At 73.6% G+C, this 20,375-nt stretch carries 17 protein-coding genes; 5 read left to right on the top strand and 12 right to left on the bottom strand.

Going from position 1 to position 20,375, the window contains the following annotated elements; genetic code table 11:
* Positions 1–13: 13 nt before the first annotated feature.
* Positions 14–748 carry an SseB family protein gene (locus ACIBW6_RS18335; RefSeq protein ID WP_399060708.1) on the bottom strand — a complete coding sequence of 245 codons (735 nt, stop codon included), beginning with the start codon at positions 746–748 and terminating at the stop codon, positions 14–16.
* On the opposite strand from ACIBW6_RS18335, the gene ACIBW6_RS18330 reads away from it, so the two are divergent.
* Positions 732–1,721 carry a serine hydrolase gene (locus ACIBW6_RS18330; protein ID WP_399060706.1) on the top strand — a complete coding sequence of 330 codons (990 nt, stop codon included), beginning with the start codon at positions 732–734 and terminating at the stop codon, positions 1,719–1,721. The genes ACIBW6_RS18335 and ACIBW6_RS18330 overlap by 17 nt on opposite strands.
* Before the next feature lie 51 nt (positions 1,722–1,772).
* Here the strand turns inward: ACIBW6_RS18330 and mycP are convergent, their stop codons facing one another.
* Together mycP and ACIBW6_RS18320 are read right to left on the bottom strand one after the other, a co-directional pair.
* Entirely contained in the window at positions 1,773–2,942 is a 1,170-nt protein-coding gene (gene mycP / locus ACIBW6_RS18325) for a type VII secretion-associated serine protease mycosin (RefSeq protein WP_399060704.1), read from the bottom strand.
* Positions 2,939–3,802 carry a hypothetical protein gene (locus ACIBW6_RS18320; protein WP_399060702.1) on the bottom strand — a complete coding sequence of 288 codons (864 nt, stop codon included), beginning with the start codon at positions 3,800–3,802 and terminating at the stop codon, positions 2,939–2,941. The genes mycP and ACIBW6_RS18320 overlap by 4 nt, the downstream gene beginning before the upstream one ends.
* 592 nt (positions 3,803–4,394) lie before the next feature.
* Between ACIBW6_RS18320 and ACIBW6_RS18315 the strand changes: the two genes are divergently transcribed.
* Complete coding sequence (locus tag ACIBW6_RS18315; protein WP_399060700.1) at positions 4,395–5,597, top strand: amino acid deaminase/aldolase; 1,203 nt, start codon at positions 4,395–4,397, stop codon at positions 5,595–5,597.
* A 188-nt stretch (positions 5,598–5,785) separates the two neighbouring features.
* On the opposite strand, the gene ACIBW6_RS18310 is transcribed toward ACIBW6_RS18315, so the two are convergent.
* The 4 genes from ACIBW6_RS18310 to ACIBW6_RS18295 are packed head-to-tail and all read right to left on the bottom strand — an operon-like array spanning position 5,786 to position 10,685.
* Positions 5,786–7,069, bottom strand: coding sequence for a haloacid dehalogenase-like hydrolase (locus tag ACIBW6_RS18310; RefSeq protein ID WP_399060698.1), 1,284 nt, complete (start codon positions 7,067–7,069; stop codon positions 5,786–5,788).
* A 43-nt stretch (positions 7,070–7,112) separates the two neighbouring features.
* A complete protein-coding gene (locus ACIBW6_RS18305; RefSeq protein WP_399060696.1) occupies positions 7,113–7,895 on the bottom strand; it encodes a 3-oxoacyl-ACP reductase in 783 nt (260 codons plus the stop codon).
* A complete protein-coding gene (locus tag ACIBW6_RS18300) occupies positions 7,892–9,262 on the bottom strand; it encodes an aldehyde dehydrogenase family protein (RefSeq protein ID WP_399060694.1) in 1,371 nt (456 codons plus the stop codon). The genes ACIBW6_RS18305 and ACIBW6_RS18300 overlap by 4 nt, the downstream gene beginning before the upstream one ends.
* 55 nt (positions 9,263–9,317) lie before the next feature.
* Positions 9,318–10,685 (bottom strand): glutamine synthetase family protein, encoded by a 1,368-nt coding sequence (locus tag ACIBW6_RS18295; protein ID WP_399060692.1) that lies wholly within the window; start codon positions 10,683–10,685, stop codon positions 9,318–9,320.
* A gap of 94 nt (positions 10,686–10,779) precedes the next feature.
* Between ACIBW6_RS18295 and ACIBW6_RS18290 the strand changes: the two genes are divergently transcribed.
* Entirely contained in the window at positions 10,780–11,505 is a 726-nt protein-coding gene (locus ACIBW6_RS18290; protein ID WP_399060690.1) for a FadR/GntR family transcriptional regulator, read from the top strand.
* A gap of 345 nt (positions 11,506–11,850) precedes the next feature.
* Positions 11,851–12,549 (top strand): gamma-glutamyl-gamma-aminobutyrate hydrolase family protein, encoded by a 699-nt coding sequence (locus ACIBW6_RS18285; RefSeq protein WP_399061066.1) that lies wholly within the window; start codon positions 11,851–11,853, stop codon positions 12,547–12,549.
* Positions 12,550–12,720: 171 nt separating this feature from the next.
* On the opposite strand, the gene ACIBW6_RS18280 is transcribed toward ACIBW6_RS18285, so the two are convergent.
* Entirely contained in the window at positions 12,721–13,611 is an 891-nt protein-coding gene (locus tag ACIBW6_RS18280) for a LysR family transcriptional regulator (RefSeq protein WP_399060688.1), read from the bottom strand.
* Between the two features lie 259 nt (positions 13,612–13,870).
* Here ACIBW6_RS18280 and ACIBW6_RS18275 point away from each other — a divergent pair, with 259 nt between their 5' ends.
* Complete coding sequence (locus ACIBW6_RS18275; protein ID WP_399060686.1) at positions 13,871–15,010, top strand: TDT family transporter; 1,140 nt, start codon at positions 13,871–13,873, stop codon at positions 15,008–15,010.
* A 1-nt stretch (position 15,011) separates the two neighbouring features.
* Here ACIBW6_RS18275 and ACIBW6_RS18270 read toward each other — a convergent pair whose 3' ends face one another.
* From ACIBW6_RS18270 to ACIBW6_RS18255, 4 genes are all read right to left on the bottom strand, one after another.
* Positions 15,012–15,740 carry a helical backbone metal receptor gene (locus ACIBW6_RS18270; RefSeq protein WP_399060685.1) on the bottom strand — a complete coding sequence of 243 codons (729 nt, stop codon included), beginning with the start codon at positions 15,738–15,740 and terminating at the stop codon, positions 15,012–15,014.
* Positions 15,741–15,745: 5 nt separating this feature from the next.
* On the bottom strand, positions 15,746–16,333 hold the full coding sequence (locus ACIBW6_RS18265; protein WP_399060683.1) for a helix-turn-helix domain-containing protein: 588 nt from the start codon (positions 16,331–16,333) through the stop codon (positions 15,746–15,748).
* A gap of 225 nt (positions 16,334–16,558) precedes the next feature.
* Entirely contained in the window at positions 16,559–19,165 is a 2,607-nt protein-coding gene (locus ACIBW6_RS18260; RefSeq protein ID WP_399060681.1) for an ABC transporter permease/substrate binding protein, read from the bottom strand.
* Positions 19,158–20,294 carry a glycine betaine/L-proline ABC transporter ATP-binding protein gene (locus tag ACIBW6_RS18255; protein ID WP_399060679.1) on the bottom strand — a complete coding sequence of 379 codons (1,137 nt, stop codon included), beginning with the start codon at positions 20,292–20,294 and terminating at the stop codon, positions 19,158–19,160. The genes ACIBW6_RS18260 and ACIBW6_RS18255 overlap by 8 nt, the downstream gene beginning before the upstream one ends.
* Between the last annotated feature and the right edge of the window lie 81 nt (positions 20,295–20,375).

Below are 20,375 nucleotides of genomic sequence, written 5' to 3'. Positions count from 1 at the left end.
TTCTCCCGTACGGCTAGTTCTCCCGTACGTAGAGGGGCTCGCCCGGTGGCGTCGCCTCGGCCGGCAGAAGTGCCAGGTCGAGACCGCTCACCAGGCGGGCCCTCAGTGTTTCGTCGGCGGCGACGCGTCCGGCCACCGACCGCGCGACGGTCGCCGGGTCCGTGCCGGGGGCGAGGACCAGGGCGAGGACGCCGTCCGCCGGGCCGGGGCCCAGGTACGCGCGGCGCACCGCGGGCTCGGCGGCGGCCGCGGCCCGGACCGCGGCGGTGACCGCCGGGTCGGCCAGCGGGTCGGCCGTGGTGCGGCCCTCGGCGGCGGCGTACAGCGGGGCGCCCGTGAGCTCGTAGGGCACCGGCCCCGCGAGGTCGAGGACGACGGTGTCCGCCTTCTCGTGGGCGGCGGCCTGGAGCGCCTGGTGGAGCGGGACGGCGACCGGCCGGGCCGCCGGGTCCCAGCGGGCCAGCGAGTCCGTCGAGGTGAAGGCGGGCAGCGCGGTGCGGCCGCCCGCCTTGAGCGTCGGGACCGCCATGTCGCTGGTCTTCTCGCGGCGCAGCCCGTTCTCGTCCTCCTCCACCTCTCCCAGCACGGCGACCACGGGGACCAGCAGACGGGCCCCCTTCAGGGCTTCCAGGACCGGGCCGTGGGCCGTGCGGTCCCGGTCCCAGGCGGCCAGGGCCTCGACGAGGCGCGGGTCCGCGGTGCCGTCGTCGTCGGAGAAGCCGGAGTCGGGAATGTTCTTGTTCGCCACGTCCACCGACCCTACCGAGCGGTCCCCGCCGGGTTCTCGGCGGTCCCTGGGCCGCGTTCCGGGGTCCCCGCAGGAGCGCGCCGCACCCTCGGCGGTCTTCCTCGCCGCCACCTCCGGCCTTACGGTCGACGTCGGGGCGCGGCCGCACGACGCGGCCGCCCTCGTGGCGAAGGTCACCGCCGCCGCTGCCGAGGAGGGCCCCGTGTCACCGTCCGCCTCGGCCGCCTCATCGCCTTCCTCGGACGTGGACCGGGACGCCGCGCTCGCCGTCGCGGTGCATTCCGTGGCCGCCGGGCACGCCGGTGAGGTGTCCGTGGCGATCTTCGACGAGGCGGCGGGGACCGGTGCCGCGTACGCCTCCGGCGACGGGACGTACGACACCGCGAGCATCGTGAAGGTCGACATTCTGGCCGCGCTGCTGGTGCGGGCGCAGGACGAGGGCCGGGCGCTGACCGCGCAGGAGAAGACGCACGCCACCGCGATGATCCGGACGAGCGACAACGCGGCGGCGACGGCCGTGTGGGACGCGCTCGGAGGCACGGACGGCCTGAACGCGGCGAACGCGCGCCTCGGGCTGACCGGGACCACGGGCGGCGACGGGCCGCTGTGGGGGCTCACCCAGACCACGGCCGCCGACCAGATCGTGCTGCTCAGGCAGGTGTTCGGCGCCGGGGACGGCGTGCTGAGCGCGGCGTCGCGGGCGTACGTGCGGGAGCTGATGGGCAGCGTCGCCGACGATCAGGCGTGGGGCGTCTCCGCGGCGGGGCCGGCCGGCTGTGAGCTGAAGAACGGCTGGCTGCGGCGGAGCACCACCGAGCTGTGGGACATCAACAGCATCGGGCGCGTGCGGGTGGCCGGCGCGCGGTATCTGGTGGCCGTGCTCTCCCACGGCAGCACCACCAAGGAGGGTGGGGTCGCGCTGGTGGAGGCCGTGGCGAAGGCGGCGGTGGCGGTGGTGCACGGCGGCGGGTGAGGCGGGGCCGCGGTGGCTTGGTACACGGCGGCGGGTGAGGCGGTGGGGCTGTCAGCGGCGGCGGGTGCGGCGGTGGCCGCGCCACAGGTGTACGGCGGCGCCGAGGAGCAGGGCGCCCAGGACGTACGCCACCGGCGCGACCCAGCCGGCCGGGCCGTCGTCGTCGGGGTCGTCCGGGCCCGCGCCGAAGTACTTCTCGCCGTACGCCGCCGAGGTGAGGCCGCGCGGTTCCAGCCGGCCGCCCGCCTGGATCGCCGCCGCCGGGTCGACCATGCCGTAGCCGCGCGAGTCGTCGCGGCCGCCGCTGGGCGGGTCCTGGGCGGTGTCCTCCATCAGCTGCTTGATCTGCGCCGGGTTCAGGCCCGGGTGCGCGGCGCGGACCAGGGCGACGGCGCCGGAGACGAACGCGGAGGCGGCGCTGGTGCCCCAGGCCGAGTAGTACTTGCGGTCGGGGTCGGCGGTGACGATGCCCCGGCCCGGGGCGGCGACGGTGGCGTACCAGCGGCGGGTGGAGAAGTCCGCGCGGTTGCCCGCCGGGTCGACGGCGGTGGCGGCGATGACGCCGGGGTAGGCGGCCGGGTAGGAGATGTGGTCGCCCTTCTTGCCGCCGTTGCCCGCGGAGGCGACGACGGAGACGCCCTTCTTCAGCGCGTACTGGACGGCCTCGTCCTCGCCGGATTCGGCGTGGGCGGTCGGCGAGTCGTCGCCGAGGGAGAGGTTGATGACGTCGGCGCCGTGGTCGGCGGCCCAGCGGATGCCCTCGGCCAGCGCGTCGCCCCGGGTCTCGCGGGCCTTGGCGCGGGAGTCGTCGCCGTCCTCCAGGATCACGCGGACGGGGAGGATCTTGGCCTGCGGGGCGATGCCGATGACGCCGTCGCCGCCCGCCGTGCCGTGCCCGTGGCCCGCGATGATGCCCGCTATGGCGGTGCCGTGGCGGGCCCAGGCGTCGTCGCCCCGTCCGGCGCCGAACCCTATGAGGTCCTTGCCTGCCAAGACGTTGCCCGCGAGGTCGGGGTGCTGGTCGTCGACGCCGGTGTCCAGGACGGCGACCGTGACTCCCTTGCCCTGCGTGGTGCGCCAGGCCTCCTGGGTGTGCATCGCCGCCAGGCCCCACTGCTGGGCGCGGACCGAGTCGGCGCGCGCGGCGGCGGCCGGCAGCAGGGCGAGGGCGGCGGCCGCCGCGAGGGCGGGGAGGGCGGTGCGCCGGGCGCGGTGGTTCATGACGGCTGCTCCGTGGACTTCTGGGCGGCCTTGCGCAGGCCCCGCTCGACCCGGTCGGCGATGCCCTGGGCCTCGTGGCCGAGGCCCGCCTGGGCGACGGCGGTGGTGGCGCCCGGCTTCATCGCGTCGGCGGCGGGCTCGGGCTCGGCGACGGTGCGGCCGTCGGCGAAGCCGGAGACGGCGTAGACGACGACCGGGGCGTCGGTCAGGACGTGCAGCGACCAGGACGCGCGCTGGGCGTCGCCGAAGTGCGCGGCGGCGGTGCCCGGGACCGCGTAGGGGCGGGGCACGAGGTCGGCGCGGCGGTCCAGGCCCTCCTCGGTGAAGCGGGTGCGCAGCGCCTGGGACGCCTCGGCGTCGGCGCTCGTGAACATCAGGCCGACGGTGGTGACGTTGCTCTGCGTGGCGTCGGTGTAGGTGGCGCGCAGCAGGCGCCGGCAGCCGGCCGGGCGCAGCGCCTTGGCCAGGAGCGGGTCGAAGGCCTGGCGGCAGCCGCTGTCCGGGGCGACGCCGATCCGGGTCCAGGTGCGGTCGGCGCCGCCGGGGCCCGCGCCCTCGCCGTTCAGGGTGGGCGGGAAGAGCCGGTCGACCGGGACGGCGTGCCACAGCTGCGCGGCGTCGCGGTAGGCGCTCTGCGCGGTCACGGTGCCGTCGCCGCCGCCGTCGGTGAGCAGGGTGCCGGTCGCGGCGCCGCCGATCAGGCCGAGGCCCAGCACGAGGCAGGCCGCCGCGGCGGCGGCGCGCGGGCGCAGGCGGGCGCCGACGGGGCGCAGGCGGGTGGTGCGGTCGTCGTAGTGCTCGGGGCGGGCGAACCGTACGAAGGGCCTGCCGGCCGTTGCGGGGACGGGGGTGAGGTCCACCGTGCCTATGGGTCTGCGGGGGGCCTGGGTCTGGGCCTGGGCCTGGGTTTGGGCGGGGGCCCGGGCTGGGACCTGGGGCGTTGGGGGTACGGGGCGTAGGCGGGTGGTTGTTTCGTTGGGGTGCGCCTCGGCGCCGTGGGGGGGTGTGGTGGGTTTGGCGGGTGCCGGTGCGTCGTGGTTGCTCGCGCCGTTCCCCGCGCCCCTGGGCGGCGCTTCCCCTGGGCGGGGAGGGGGTGTGCGGCTTGGGCTGTGCGCGGGTGCCGGTGCGTCGTGGTTGCTCGCGCCGTTCCCCGCGCCCCCGAGCGGCGCTTCCCCTGGGCGGGGTGGGGTGTCCGGGAAGCGGGCGGAAGAGGGGGGTGGGGGTGGGGTCGTCGGCATGGGGGGCGCGGGGGCGTGGGCCGGGCGCGGCGGGGTCGCGGGGCGCGGCGGGACACGTCGGGCTTCCGTGCTCATGCCTCCCCGTTTCCTCAGCCTGCGTGCGCGTCACTCTAACGGGCCCGTCCGCGGTCCGGGCCAGGCAGTCCTCGCGCTCGGCCGATCTGCCCGGAACGTCCCTCTACCCTGCGGTAATCGGGTCTGGCAGGCTTCGGTCATGACACCGCGCGCCGCGGACCGCGCCCGTTTCGACCGGGCCACCGCCTCTCTCGACGCCCCGCTCGCCCTGGTCGACCTGGACGCCTTCGACGCCAACGCCGACGACCTCGTCCGCCGGGCCGGCGGCAAGCCGATCCGGGTGGCCAGCAAGTCCGTACGCTGCCGTGCCCTGCTCGAACGGGTGCTGGCCCGGGACGGGTTCGCCGGGATCATGTCGTTCACGCTGGCGGAGTCGGTGTGGCTGGCGCGCTCCGGGTTCGAGGACGTGCTGCTCGCCTATCCGTCCGCGGACCGGGCCGGGTTCGCCGAGCTGGCGCACGACGCCAAGCTGGCGGGCGCCGTGACCGTGATGGTCGACGACCCGGCACAGTTGCGGCTGATCGACGAGGCCCGGGACGGGGGCGGCGAGGAGATCCGGGTCTGCCTGGAGCTGGACACGTCGTGGCGGGTCCTCGGCGGGCGGGTACGGATCGGCGCGCTGCGCTCCCCGCTGCGCACGCCGGCCCAACTCGCCGAGCTGGCGCGGGCGGTGGTGCGCAGGCCGGGGTTCCGGCTGGTGGGCATCATGGCGTACGAGGGTCATGTGGCCGGCGTCGGGGACGCGCTTTCGGGGCGGCCGGTGCGGTCGCGGGCGATCCGGCTGATGCAGGCGGCGGCGCGCAAGGAGCTGGCCGTGCGGCGTGCCGAAGTGGTGCGGGCCGTGCGGGCGGTGGCGCCGGACCTGGAGTTCGTGAACGGCGGCGGCACCGGCAGCGTGCAGCACACCGCCGCCGAGGACGCGGTCACGGAGATCGCCGCCGGGTCGGGGCTGTACGTGCCGCGGCTCTTCGACAACTACACGTCGTTCACCGGCCGTCCGGCCGCGCTCTTCGCGCAGCCGGTGGTGCGCCGGCCCGGGGTGGGCGTGGTGACGGTGCTGGGCGGCGGCTATCCGGCGTCGGGCGCCGCGGGCCAGGACCGGCTCCCGGTGCCGTACCTCCCGGAGGGGCTGCGCTACGACCCGCAGGAGGGGCCGGGCGAGGTGCAGACACCGTTGCTCGGGTCGGCCGCCGACGATCTGCTCATCGGCGACAAGGTGTGGTTCCGGCACGCGAAGGCCGGTGAACTGTGCGAGCGCTTCGAGGTGTTGCACCTCGTGGCGGGCGACACGGTGACCGCGACCGTGCCCACCTACCGCGGCGAGGGCTACACATTCCTGTGACCCGTCACGGGGAGGGCGGGCCGGGCCTGCTCTCCCCGTGACGGGTCAGGCGGGCCGGGACTGCCGCCCCCTCCCCCGGCGCCGCGGCCGGTCCGCGTCCGCGCGGTCCTGTCCACCCGTGGGCGGTGGACGGGACGCGCCGGCCCGGGGATCAGCCGGGCGGTGGCACGTGCGCCGGGCGTGGCAGGTCAGTACACCGCGTCCGTCTGATCGGGCACGACCGAACGGTCGCCGCGCAGTACCGGCCCGAATCCTCCCCCGGGACGGTTGTAGGCGGCCGTCGAGCACGGGTACGTGCCGGCCTTGCGCGGCAGCGGCTCGATGAACATCGGGTTGACGACCCAGCGTCCGTCGGCGTCGTCGTAAGCGCGGCACATGATCTCGTTCTTGTTCCGGTTGAGCACGAGGTGCGCGCCGGTCGCGTCGCCGACGAACGTCACGTCGGTGTCGGCGTCGCCGCCGCCGAGCGCGATCCGCTTGCCCGGACGCTGCTGCTCCCAGGCGGCCTTCCCCTTGACGTGGAAGATGTCCTGGTTGATCCAGCAGCGTTTGCCGTCGATGTACGGGATGGCTTCGCCCTGGTTCCGGGGGACCCCGCCGCAGCCTTCGTTGTAGGTGGTGATGCGGCCCTTGCGGTCGAGCACCGAGCGGATCGCGACGGTGTGGGCGCGGTCGATGCCGACGCCGCGCGACCAGACCTCGGTGACGGGCTCGGAGCCTGCCGACACGATGTAGACGTCGAAGCCGGCCTGCTGGAGCGTGCGGATGAGGTCGCGCTGCTGCGCGTAGTAGCGGACGTAGCCCGGGACGGTGTGCGTGCCCAGCTTGTCGGTGGCGCCGACCGGGGCGGCGAGGACCTCCTTGCGGGCCGCGGCGGCGTACGACTCCAGTTCGGGGACGGTGTGCCCGGCGAACAGCTGCGGCACCCAGGCGTACTGGGGGACGGTGCGGCGGTGGTTCCACTCGCCGGTGAAGGCGGCGGCACCGCTCATGGTGGTGCCGGACTCACGGATGTTGAAGATCTCGTCCGTGCAGTCGGTGTCCTTGGAGGTGGGCAGTGGCGCGCCGACGGGGACGCGGGTGCCGCAGGCCGCGGTGAGCGCCTTGTCGGCGTCGTCCGTCAGCCACTTGCTGGTCTTCTTCCAGCTCGCGGGGCGCAGGATCTTGTCGTGCCGCAGCGACCAGGCGATCGTCGCGTCGGTGACGTCGTTCTTGGTGACGGTGTTGTCCCAGTCGAACGCGGCGACGGGGCGGGGCCCGCGGTGTCCCGCGCACCGGCCCCGTTCGTCGATCATCTGCTGGAGGTGGGCGCGGTTGTCGCCGTACCAGGGCAGCTTGTGCGACAGCTGCGGGCAGGCGCGGGGCGCGGGGGTGGACGCGGACGTGGCGGCGGCCGCAGGAGAGACGAGAGCCGCGGCCACCAGGGTGGTGACCACGGCCGAAGTCCACGCGGCAACATGACTGTTACGCATGTGAGTGGACCGTACACGCGGGACGGGTCCGCTCACAGGGTTCCTACAGGGGTGTCACGTACGCGCCGGAGATGCCGCCGTCCACCAGGAAGTCGGTGGCGTTGACGAACGCGGCGTCGTCGCTGGCGAGGAAGGCGACCGCGGCCGCGATCTCGCGGGCCTCGGCGAACCGGCCGGCCGGGATGTGCACGAGGCGGCGCGCCGCCCGCTCGGGATCCTTGGCGAAGAGCTCCTGGAGCAGCGGGGTGTTCACCGGTCCGGGACACAGCGCGTTCACCCGGATCCCTTCCCTGGCGAACTGCACGCCCAGCTCCCGGGACATGGCGAGGACGCCGCCCTTGGAGGCGGTGTAGGAGATCTGCGAGGTCGCCGCGCCCATGCGGGCCACGAAGGAGGCGGTGTTGATGATGGAGCCCTTGCCCTGGCGCCGCATGTACGGGATCGCCGCCTTGCAGCACAGGTACACGGAGGTGAGGTTGACGTCCTGGACGCGTTTCCAGGCCTCCAGGCCCGTCTCCAGGATGGAGTCGTCGTCCGGTGGTGAGATGCCCGCGTTGTTGAAGGCGATGTCGACGGAGCCGTACGTGTCGTGCGCGGTCCGGAAGAGCGCCTCGACCTGGTCGGCGTCGACGACGTCGACCTGCACGAAGGTCCCGGCGATCTCCTCGGCCACCTGGGCGCCCCGCGCCTCGTCTATGTCGCCGCAGACGACGTGGGCGCCCTCGGACGCCAGGCGGAGCGCGGTGGCGCGGCCGATGCCGCTGCCGGCTCCGGTGATGACGGCGGTGCGGCCGACGAGGCGGCGGCAGATGGACTCTTCGGTCACGGTGCGGAGCCTTCCGTGCTGATGAAGACGGTCTTGGTCTCGGTGAAGGCGGTCAGGGCGTCGGGGCCCAGTTCCCGGCCGAGGCCGGACTGTTTGTATCCGCCGAACGGGGTCCAGTAGCGCACGGCCCCGTGCGAGTTGACGGAGAGGTTCCCGGCGCGGACGGCGCCCGCGACGCGCAGGGCGCGGCCCAGGTCGCGGGTCCAGACCGAGCCGGCGAGGCCGTAGGCGGTGGCGTTGGCCAGGCGGATCGCGTCCTGCTCGTCGGTGAACGGCAGCAGGACGGCGACGGGCCCGAAGATCTCCTCGGTGGCCGCGGCGGAGTCGGCCGCCTCCGCGGTGAGCACGGTCGGCGGGAACCAGAAGCCCGGGCCGGTGGGCGCGGTGCCCCGGATGCCGGGGGCGGTGTCCGGCACGAGTGCCCGTACGCGGTCCCGCTGCCGGGCCGAGATCAGCGGGCCCATCTGTGTCTTCTCGTCGAGCGGGTCGCCGACGACGACGGCGCCGAGTGCGTCCGTGAGCAGCGCCGCGCACTCCTCGTACACGGAGCGCTGGACGAGGATGCGGGTACGGGCGCAGCAGTCCTGGCCGGAGTTGTCGAGGAAGGAGAACGGGTCGAGGGCCCCGGGCAGGTCGGCGTCGGCGAAGACGATGTTGGGGCTCTTGCCGCCGAGTTCGAGGGTGACCGGGGTGGTGCGGGCGGCGCACCGCTCCATGATCTCGCGGCCGGTGCGCGTCGAGCCGGTGAAGACGACCTTGGCGACGGCGGGGTGGTCGACGAGGGCCCGGCCCGCGACGCCACCGTGCCCGGGCACGACCTGGAAGAGGCCCTCGGGCAGCCCGGCCGCCAGGGCGAGTTCGGCGAGCCGGAGCGCGGTCAGCGGGGTCGTCTCGGCCGGCTTGAGGACGACGGCGTTGCCCGCGGCGAGCGCGGGGGCGGTGCCCCATGCGGCGATCGGCATCGGGAAGTTCCAGGGAGCGATGACGCCGACGACGCCGAGCGGTTCGTGGAAGGTGACGCTGAAGCCGCCGGGGGCCGGGAGCTGCGCGCCGTTGAGCCGTTCGGCGCCACCGGCGGCGTACAGCAGCAGGTCACGGACGTTGCCCGCCTCCCAGCGCGCGGTCCCGATGAGGTGTCCGGCCTCGCGCACTTCGAGGCGGGCCAGTTCGTCGAGGTGCGCGTCGACGGTGTCGGCGAAGCGGCGCAGCAGCCGCGCGCGGTCGGCGGGGGCGACGGTGGCCCAGCCAGTCTGGGCGCGGGCGGCGCGCCGGACGGCGGCGTCGATGTCCTCGGCGGTGGCGGCGGGCACGGTGGCGACGCGTTCCTCGGTCGCCGGGTTCAGCACGTCGAGCGGTGTCCGGGTCAACGGCGGGTCCTTTACATGCGTTCGGCGGGGCCTTTACATGCGGTCGGCGGGTCCTTTACATGCGTTCGAAGGAGCGGCGCAGCTCCCAGTCGGTCACCGCGGCGTCGAACGCGTCGAGTTCGACCCGCGCCATGTTGCGGTAGTGGGCGACGACCTCGTCCCCGAAGGCGGCCGCCGCGATGGGGCTGTGCTCCCACAGCTCGGCGGCCTCGCGCAGGGTGGTGGGGACGTGCGGGTAGCCGGCGTCGTAGGCGTTGCCCGTGCAGGGCTCGGGCAGCTCCAGCTCCTGTTCGACGCCGTACAGGCCCGCGGCGACGAGGCCCGCGACGGCCAGGTGCGGATTGACGTCGCCGCCGGGGAGGCGGTTCTCGAAGCGCAGCGAGCGGCCGTGGCCGACGACGCGCAGGGCGCAGGTGCGGTTGTCGTGGCCCCAGGCGACGGCGGTCGGGGCGAAGGAGCCGCGCTGGAAACGCTTGTAGGAGTTGATGTGCGGGGCGTACAGGAGGGAGAAGTCGCGCAGCGCGGCGAGCTGTCCGGCGAGGAAGTGGCGCATGAGCGCGGACATCCCGTCGGGGCCGGTCGACGAAGCCATCGCGTTCGCGCCGTCCGCGTCGGTCAGCGAGAGGTGGATGTGGCAGGAGTTGCCCTCGCGGGCGTCGTACTTCGCCATGAAGGTCAGCGAGACGCCTTCCTGCGCGGCGATCTCCTTGGCGCCCGTCTTGTACAGCGCGTGCTGGTCGCAGGTGACGAGGGCCTCGTCGTAGCGGAAGACGATCTCGTGCTGGCCGGGGTTGCACTCGCCCTTGGCCGACTCGACGTTCAGGCCCGCGCCCGCCATGTCGTTGCGGATGCGGCGCAGCAGGGGCTCGACGCGGCCGGTGCCGAGGACGGAGTAGTCGATGTTGTACTGGTTGGCCGGGGTCAGGCCCCGGTAGTTCGCGTCCCAGGCCTGCTCGTAGGTGTCCTTGAAGACGATGAACTCCAGCTCGGTGCCGACCTGGGCGCTCAGGCCGCGCTCGGCGAGCCGCTCCAGCTGGCGGCGGAGGATCTGCCGGGGCGCGGCGGCCACCGGCGAGCCGTCCTCCCAGGCGAGGTCGGCGAGGAGCAGGGCCGTGCCCTCGTGCCAGGGGACGCGGCGCAGGGTGGCCGGGTCGGGCCGCATCGCGAAGTCGCCGTAGCCGCGGTCCCAGGAAGACATCGCGTAGCCGTCGACGGTGTTCATCTCGGCGTCGACGGCGAGGAGGTAGTTGCAGCCCTCCGTGCCGTGCTCCAGGACCTCGTCGAGGAAGAAGCGGGCGGCGAACCGCTTCCCCTGGAGCCGCCCCTGCATGTCCGGGAAGGCCAGGACCACGGTGTCGACCTCGCCGCCCGCGACGAGGGCGTGCAGCGCCTCCACCGAGAGCGGGGGTGTGCGGTCTGCCACGGGAAAACCTCCTTGGGCCCGGAGGGTCCCTCGGGTCGGCCGGGAGCCATAAGGTATTGCCGGGAACCATTGCTTGGGAAGGGGGTTGGGCCAGATGTCCCACACGGGAGCCGAGCGGGGCCTCGGGACGGTACTGCGTCCGGTGCGGGCGGGCAACGGTTTCGAGGAGGCGCTGGAGCAGATCCTCCAGGTCGTCCGGCTCGGCCTGGTGCCCGGCGGTGAACGGCTGCCGTCGGAGCGGGAGTTGGCCGACCGGCTCGGCATCAGCCGGGTCACCCTGCGGGAGGTCCTGAAGGTGCTCCAGGACCAGGGCCTGGTGGAGTCGCGGCGCGGGCGCTACGGCGGCACGTTCGTGCTGCCGCGCCCGGGGGCGGCCGGCGAGGACGAGCTGCGGCGGCGGATCAGGGGCGTGGACATCGAGGACGTGCTGCGCTTCCGGGAGGTGCTCGAGGTCGGGGCGGCCGGGCTGTGCGCGGCGCACGGACTCGGCACGGAGCGGGCCGGACGCCTGCGCGCGGCCCTCGCCGCCACCCGGGACGCCCCCCTCGCCGACTACCGCCGCAAGGACACGCTGCTCCACCTGACGCTCGCCGGACTCTCCGGCTCGCCCTCCCTCGCCGCCCAGTACGCGGCGGTGCGGGCGACGGTGAACGACCTCCTGGACTGCATTCCGCTCCTGGTCCGCAACCTCGAACACTCCCAGCGCCAGCACGCCGCGCTGGTGGAGGCGGTGCTCGACGGGGACGCGGACGGCGCGCGCGAGATGATGCGCGAGCACTGCGGCGGGACGGCCGCGCTGTTGCGCGGCTTCCTGGCCTGAACCGTTCTCGCGCAAGTGTCGCGAGTGGCGTGAATGGCGCGCGAGTGGCGCGAGTGGCGTGAATGGCGCGAGTGGCGCGAGTGGCGCGAGTGGCGCGAGTGTGGGGCGGCGGCCCGTCGACTCACGCTCCGTCGACGCTTTCCCTAAAGGTTTGCTGCCGTTCCATTGCCGGTGGCGGGGGACGGCCGGGCAGGGGCCGGGTCCGGTGCCCGCATGCTGAACGTCGCTGTGCCCGCCGGGAACGATCTCGTACGCTCTGCTGTCGCCGTCGCCGTGGACACCCCGGGGCGGCCACAGGCGACGCCCGCCCGCAGGGACACGACCGAGGTTCGGGAGCACGGCACCATGGTGAGCAGGCCGCTGATCGGGATCAGCACCTATTGGGAGCAGCAGACCCGCTGGGGCGTGTGGGAGCTGCCCGCCGCGCTCCTGCCGGCCGGTTACCCGCGGCTCGTCCAGGCGTCCGGCGGGCTCGCCGCGATGGTGCCGCCGGACGACGCCCGGCACGCGCCCTCGGTGGTGGCGCGGCTCGACGGGCTGATCGTCGCGGGCGGCCCGGACGTGGACCCCGGCCGGTACGGCGCCGAGCGCGACCCGCGGACGGGTCCGGCGGCGACGGAACGGGACACCTGGGAACTGGCGCTGATCCGGGCCGCGATGACGTCCGGTACGCCGCTGCTCGGCGTCTGCCGGGGCATGCAGCTGCTGAACGTCGCGCTCGGCGGGACCCTCACCCAGCACCTGGACGGCCACCGGGACGCGGTCGGCTCCTTCGCGCGGCACGCGGTGACGTCGGTGCCCGGCACCCGGTACGGGGACCTCGTGCCGGAGGTGACGGAGGTACCGACCTACCACCACCAGGCCATCGACCGGATCGGCCGGGGTCTCGTGGCCTCGGCCCACGCGGCGGACGGCACCATAGAGGCCGTCGAACTGCCCGGCATGACCTGGGTCATGGGCGTGCAGTGGCACCCCGAGATGGGCGAGGACGCCCGCGTCACCGGGGGCCTGGTCCGGGCGGCGGCGGCACCACACGGTTTCTGAACCAGCCATTGCCCCCGCCGCGCAAGAGGCGGGGCCCGGGACCAGACCGGGGCCCGGGACCAGACCCAGACCCAGCCCCTCCGGCGCTTGAGGAGCGGGGTCCGGGGCGGAGCCCCGTGACCTCGGCACGAGCACCGGGCGCGCCGGACAAAGGGCCGCACCCCGCACCTCTCACGCCGACCGCGTCAACCCCAGCAGATCCCGGGCGGGCCCGACCGGCGGATGCCCCGTCGGCCACACGGCCCGCAAATCCCGCGCCAACCGCACCCCTTCCAGCGGAATCCGGACCAGCCGCCGCGCGGCGAGTTCCTCCCCCACCGCCAGCTCGCTGAGAACCGAGGGCCCCGCCCCGCTCACCGCCGCCGCCTTCACCGCGGTCGTCGAGGACAGCTCGATCAGCGGCCGGGCGAGGCCGCCGAGGGCCGCGTCGAGCACCTGCCGGGTACCGGAGCCCTCCTCCCGGAGGATGAGCGGCGTGTCGGCCAGCTCCGTCGCCGTGAGCGCCCGGCGCCTGCGGGCCCACGGGTGGCTCGGGGCCGTCACCACGATCAGGTGGTCGTGGGCGATGACGGCGGCGTCCAGACCGGCGGGGACCGCGACCCCCTCCACGAACCCCAGGTCCGCCTCGCCGCCGAGCAGCCGCTCGGCGACCGTGGCGGAGTTCCCGGCGAGCAGCGACACCGCGGTGTCGGGCCGCTCCGCGCGCAGGGCGATGAGCCAGCGGGGCAGCAGGTACTCGGCGATCGTCATGCTCGCCGCCACCCGCAGCCGCGAGTCCCGCCGGTCGCGCAGCGCCTGCGTCCCGGCGTCGAACTGCTCCGCCGCCTCCACGACCCGCCGCGCCCAGTCGGTGACGAGGGCGCCCGTGTCGGTGAGCCGGGAGCCGCGGGGCGACCGGTCGACGAGGGCGAGCCCCAGCTGCCGCTCCATCGAGCGGATCCGGCTGCTCGCGGCGGGCTGGGTGATGCCGAGCTCCCGCGCGGCCCCGCCGAGGCTGCCGAGGCGCGCCACGGCGAGCAGCAGTTCGAGCGCGCCGAGTTCGGGCACCCGGTGCGCAAGCATCCCGGGCAGCGTCTCCCCCGGCCCACCCGGCCCCGCGGACCCACCGGACCCCACAGACCCACCGGACCCACCGGATACACCGGATACACCGACTCCCCCGGGCCCACCGGCTCCGCCCGGCTCCCGCCGCTCCCGGCCGGACCCCCGTCCGATCCCCCGCCCGGCCCCCTCTTTGGACTCCTCGCTCATAAACCCAGCTTATGCCCCCATAGTGACAACGTCCCTGGTGGGGGCCCGGGGCAGCCGCCACGGTAGGAGCATGGTCACCGCCGCCCAGCCCACCGCCGCCTTCCGCACCCCCCGCGCCACCCCGCGGCGCGCGCCCGCAGTCCGCCACCTCGGCCCGAACTGGTACGCCGCCGTCATGGGCACCGCGATCGTGGCGAACGCGGGGGCGACCCTGCCGGCGACCTCCGCCGCGCTGCGCACGGCCTGCACCGCGGTGTGGGCGGTGTCGGCGCTGGCGCTGGTGGCGCTGCTCGCCGCGCGGGCCCTGCACTGGGCGCACCACCGCGACCAGGCGCGGGCGCACCTCCTGGACCCGGCGGTGGCCCCGTTCTACGGCTGTCTGTCGATGGCGCTGCTCTCCGTGGGCGCCGGGGCGCTGCTGCTGGGCCGGGAGTGGATCGGGGGCACGGCGGCGCTCGCCGTCGACACGGTGCTCTTCGCCGCCGGGACGCTGACCGGGCTGGCCGCCGCGGTCGCCGTGCCGTACCTGATGGTGGTCCGGCACCGGATCGAGCCGGGCCAGGCCGCGCCGGTGTGGCTGCTGCCGGTGGTGGCGCCCATGGTGTCGGCCGCCGTCGGACCGCTGCTCGTCCCGCACCTGCCGCCGGGCCAGGGGCAGCAGGCGCTGCTCCTCGCCTGTTACGCCATGTTCGGCCTGAGTCTGCTGGCGACGCTCGTGCTGCTCCCGCTGATCCTGGCCCGTCTGCTCACCGCGGGCCCGCTCCCGGTGGCGCTGGCGCCCACGCTCTTCCTCGTGCTGGGCCCGCTGGGCCAGTCGACGACCGCCGCGAACAAGTTCGCCGACGTGGCCGTCGGGGTGCTGTCCGCTTCCTACGCGCATGCCTTCCCGGCGTTCGCGGTCCTGTTCGGCGTCCCGGTGATGGGCTTCGCCCTGCTGTGGCTGGCGCTCGCGGCCGCCCTGGTGGTGCGGGCCCGCCGCGACGGCATGCGTTTCTCGATGACCTGGTGGGCGTTCACGTTCCCCGTCGGCACCTGTGTCACCGGCGCGGAGGGCCTGGGCGCGCACACGGGCCTGGCCGCCTTCGACGCGCTGGCCCTCGGGCTCTACGCGGTCCTGGTCGCGGCCTGGGCGGTGGCCGTGGCCCGCACGGCCCACGGCCTGCTCACGGGACGCCTGCTCGCGGCCCCGAAACCGGCACCGGCGCTCTGAGCTAACGACCGGCGGCCCGCAGCGCGGCCCCCAGCACCTGCGGCGCCTCCTTCAGCGACGGCCCGTACCAAGTGAGATGGCGCCCGCTGACCAGCGCCGCGGGAACCTCGAACGCCTCCGGCCCGTCATCGGCGGTGAAGCGGTACGGCTCGTCCGGCAGCACCACTAGGTCCGCCCCGCAGGCGCGGAGTCCGTCGACCGCGATCCGCGGATAGCGCTCCGCGTGCCCCGCGTACACGTTGTCGACGCCGAGCCGCGCCAGCAGGTCCCCGGCGAAGGTGGCGCGGCCGAGCACCATCCACGGACGCCGCCAGACGGGCACGACGGCCCGCAGCCGCCGCTCTCCCAAGGCGGCCGGTGCGGCGGGCGCGGACCAGGCGGCCTCTGCCTCGTCCAGCCAGCGGGGCCGAGACCCGGCTCCGCACGCGGCGAGCACCCGGTCCAGCTCCGTCCACGCCTGCGGCAGTCGGCGCACCTCGGTGAGCAGGACCTCGATCCCGGCGGCGCGCAGGGCCGCGAGGTCCGGTGCCCGGTTCTCCTCCTCGTTGGCGATCACGAGGTCGGGGCGCAGCGCCATGATCGCGGGCACGTCGGGGTTCTTGGTGCCGCCGATCCGGGTCACGTCGAGGTCCACGGGGTGGCTGCACCAGTCGGTCGCACCGGCCAGGACGCCGGGCAGGGTCACGGCGACGGCCTCGGTCAGCGACGGGACCAGGGAGACGACCCGCACGGCGGCTACTTCGGGCCGGGCTCGTCGACCGCGTCGATGTGCTCGGCGACCGCCACGACGAGGACCCGTGCCTCGGCGACCGTCGCCCGCCACCGGTGCCGTACGCCACCGGTCAGGTACAGGGTGTCGCCGCGCACCAGCCGGTAGGCGCGGCCCTCCGCCTCCACCTCGACGGCGCCTTCGGTGACGTGCATCAGGACGTCGTTGCGCAGCTGGAACTCGCGGCCCGGATCGTGGTCGCCGACGAACTCCTGCGCGTTCATCTGGTGGTGTCCGCGGACGAGGGAGCGGACGACGAAGGCCCCGTCGCCCTCCGCGGAGCCGTCCTCGACGCTGGAGTCGTCGGCCCGCACCAGGTCCACCGTGCGGGCCGGGTCGGCGGCGGCGAGCAGCTCGACCGCGGTGGTGCCGAGGGCGTCGGCGACCTTCTCCAGGGAGCGGTGGCTGGGCCGGGCCCGCTCGTTCTCGACCTGGCTGAGGAAGGGTACGGACAGGCCGCTGCGCTCGGCGACGGCGGAGAGCGTCAGTTCGAGCGTCCGGCGCCGGCGCCGGACGGCCGCACCCACGCGCAGTGTCTCCTTGTGCTCGTCCATGACATCCGCTCCCTCCCACCGCATTGCCCGGCTCGTTTCCATGCACCCTACGCATGTTCGCCCGACGGTTTCATGTGAGCGGGGTAAGCAGTGGGTCACGATCGGGGCCGCGCACCCGCCCACGCGTGAGGGGTGGGCCCCGCCCACGGCTGTCGCCGCGACGGGACCCACCCCTCGTGCGTGGGCCGGTCCACGGGCGCCGTCAGGGGCGCCCGGGGCCTGACGTCAGGAGGCGGTCATCCGCTTCTCGACGTCCTGGTGCTCCTCCAGCCACGCGGAGACGGCCTTCTCCTCCTGGCCCTGACCACGGTCCTTGATCTCGGCCTCCAGGCTGCCCAACTCGTCCTCGCTCATCTTGAAGTTCTTGAACCACTTCGTGAGCTGCGGGTACTTGGTCGGGAAGTCCTTGTGGGAGATCGTCCGGATGGTGTTGCCCTCACCGAAGGTCTTCTTCGGATCGGCCAGCTTGGTGAGCTTGTACTCGCTGTACGCCCAGTGCGGCGACCAGAGCACGACCGCGATCGGCTCCTTCTTGGCGTAGGCGCGCTTCAGCTCGGCCAGCATCGCCGGCGTGGAGCCGTCGACGACCTCGTACTCCTTGTCCAGGCCGTACCCGGGGAGCACCTCCTTCTTCAGGAGGTTCATCTCGCCGGTGCCCGGCTCGATGCCGATGATCTTCCCGTCGAAGGTCTTCGACTTGCCCTTCAGGTCCGCGAGGGACTTGACGCCCTTCACGTAGGACGGGACGGCGAGCTCCAGCGAGGTCGGGCTGTACCAGCTGCCCAGGTCCTTCAGGTTCGCCTTGTTCTTGTCCCAGTAGTTGCTCTGCGCGTACGGCAGCCAGGCGTCGAAGTTGACGTCGAGGTCACCGCTGCCGAGACCGGTGTAGACCGGGCCCACGTCCATCTGCTTGAGGTTCAGCTTGTAGCCGCGCTTCTCCAGGACGTTCTTCCACAGGTAGGTGACGGCGACGTCCTCGTCCCAGGGGAACCAGGCCACGTTCACCGGCCGCTTGGTCTCGGCCGCGTTCGCCTTCTTCACCGGGGCGAGCTTGTCGACGACGCCCGGGTTCTGCTTCAGCCAGGTCTTCACCGCGTCCTGCTGCTTGCCCTTGCCGGTCTTGTTGATCTCCGCCTCAAGACTGGTGAGCTGCTTCTCGCTCAGCTTGAAGTCCTTGAGCCACTTGTCGACCTCGGGGAAGTCGGAGCCGAAGCCCTTGCGCGCCAGCGAGTGCACGCCGTCGCCCTTGCCCCAGGCGCCCTTCGGGTCCTTGAGCTTCTTCAGGTCGTAGTCGTTGTACGCCCAGTGCGGCGACCACAGCGGCACGACGATCGGCTTCTTCTTGGCGTAGGCGCGCTTCAGCTCGGCCAGCATCGCCGGCGTGGAGCTGTCGACGACCTTGTACTCCTTGTCGAGGCCGTACGCCTTGAGGATCTTGCTCTTCAGCAGGGCCGTCTCGCCGGCGCTCGACTCGATGCCGGTGATCTTGCCGCCGAACTTCCCGCCCTGGCCCTTGAGGTCGGCGAGCGAGTCGATGCCCTTCATGTACGAGGGCACGGTCAGCTCCAGCGACGTGGGGCCGTACCAGGAGCCCAGGTCCTCCAGTTTGGAGCCGTACTTCTTCCAGTACTGGGCGTGCGTGGTCGGCAGCCAGGAGTCCGTCTCGAAGTCGACGGCGCCCTGGGCGAGCGAGGTGTACAGCGGGCCGGCGTCGAACTGCTTGGCCTCGACCTGGAAACCGCGCTGCTCCAGGATCTCCTTCCACAGGAACGTGGAGGCGACGCCCTCGTCCCAGGGGATGTAGCCGATGGAGATCTTCTTGCCCTGGCCGACGTTGCCGGTGTCACCGGAGGCGGTCGACGACGTGGAGCCGCCGAACATGCCCATGCCGCCCGCGACGAGCGCGAGGACGACGACGCCGACCATGGCGACGGCCGGGCGGGGCCGGTAGGACCAGATCTTCAGGCCCTGCGCGGCGCGCACCTTGGCGAGCGCGCGGCGGCCCAGCGGGGAGACCTGCTGCCCCAGCGAGCTGGTCATGCGGTCGAGGTAGATCGCCAGGATGACGATGGAGATGCCGGCCTCGGCGCCGAGGCCCACGTTCAGCTGGCCGATGGCCTCGTTGACGGCGCCACCGAGACCGCCGGTGCCGACCATGCCCGCGATGGCGGCCATGGACAGGCCCAGCATGATGACCTGGTTGACACCGGCCATGATCGTCGGCAGGGCGAGCGGCAGCTGCACGCGCATCAGGGTGTTGCCGGGCTTGGTGCCGAACGCGTCGGCGGCCTCGACCAGCTCCTGGTCGACCTGGCGGATGCCCAGCTCGGTCATGCGCACGCCCGGGGGCAGCGCGAAGATCAGCGTGGCGACGATGCCGGCGGGGGCACCGGAGCCGAAGAAGAGGATGGCCGGGATCAGGTAGACCATCGCGGGCAGCGTCTGCATCAGGTCCAGGACCGGCCGGAACAGGCCGCTGACCCGGTTCGACCGGGCCGCCCAGATGCCGAGCGGCACCGAGATGACGAGCGCGATGATCGTCGACACGAGGACGAGCGACAGCGTGAGCATCGCGTCGTCCCACAGTTCCAGGTTGTCGATGAACCAGAACCCGACGAAGGCGAGGACGCCCGCGGTCGTCCCGCGCAGCCAGAAGGCGATGACGGCGAAGATGCCGGCGAGCAGCAGCGGCTCGGGGGCCTGCAGCACGTCGGCGATGCCGTTGTAGAGGCCGTCGAAGACGGTCTTGAAGAAGTCGAAGAGCCACGACATGTGGTTGAGCAGCCACTCGACCACGTCGTTGACCCAGTCGCCGAAGGGGATCCTAGGCACCGGCGTTCACCTTCTCCACCGGTCCGTCGCCCTCGCCGCGCGGCGTCGGGACGGCGTCCTTCGGCGCTTCCTGGGCGGGGGCGGCGGCGCCGTCGCCCTCCACGGACTTCATCGGCTCCCCGAGGACGGCCAGCAGCCGCTCCCGCGGGACGACGCCGACGACGCCGCCGTCCTCACCGGTCACGGCGACGGGTATGTCGCTGGTCGAGCAGGGCGTGAACAGCTCGATGATCGGGGTGGACTCGGTGACCGTCGCCGGGGCGGCGGCCGCCGAGTACCCGGCCTCGGGCGTGGCCATGATCGCGCCCGCGGTCAGCACGCGGGAGCGGTCGACGTCCTGGGTGAAGGAGGCGACGTACTCGTTGGCCGGGGTGACGAGGATGTCCTCGGCGGTGCCGATCTGGACGATGCGGCCGTCGCGCATGACGGCGATGCGGTCGCCCAGGCGCATGGCCTCGTTCAGGTCGTGGGTGATGAAGACGATGGTCTTCTTCAGGGTCTTCTGCAGATCGAGCAGCTGGTCCTGCATGTCGCGGCGGATCAGCGGGTCGAGCGCGCTGAACGACTCGTCCATGAGGAGCAGGTCGGCGTCAGTCGCCAGGGCGCGGGCCAGGCCCACGCGCTGCTGCATGCCGCCGGAGAGCTCGTCGGGGAAGGACTTCTCCCACCCTTCGAGGCCGGCCAGGCGCAGCGCCTCGGTGGCCCGTGCCTCGCGCTCGGCGCGGGGCACGCCCTGGACCTCCAGGCCGTACGCCGCGTTCTCCAGGACGGAGCGGTGCGGGAAGAGGGCGAAGTGCTGGAAGACCATGCTGATCTTCTTGGAGCGGACCTCGCGCAGCTCGCGGGGCGACAGCTGCGTCAGGTCGTCGCCGTCGAACCGGACGTGTCCCGCCGTCGGCTCCAGCAGTCCGTTGAGCATGCGCAGCAGAGTGGACTTGCCGGATCCCGACAGACCCATGACGACGAAGATCTGCCCGGGCTCGACGGTGAAGGACGCGTCGATCACCGCGGCGGTCGTGCCGTCGGCGCGCAGTTCCTCACGGTCGGCTCCGCGGCGGAGTGCCTCCACCGCCTCATCGGGTCGTCTGCCGAACACCTTGTACAGGTCTTCGGCTTCAAGCCTGGACACATACACCTCTCGGGTCGAACCAAGACGGCCCGCCTCCCCCGCCGGCGGGCCGTGGTGCGGTGCGGGGTCTGCCCGCTTGAA

It is taken from the genome of Streptomyces sp. NPDC049813 (genome assembly GCF_044465085.1).
Lineage (GTDB): Bacteria > Actinomycetota > Actinomycetes > Streptomycetales > Streptomycetaceae > Streptomyces.
The sequence above is the reverse complement of the archived record's forward strand: the minus strand, read 5'-3'. Positions and strand labels throughout refer to the sequence as shown.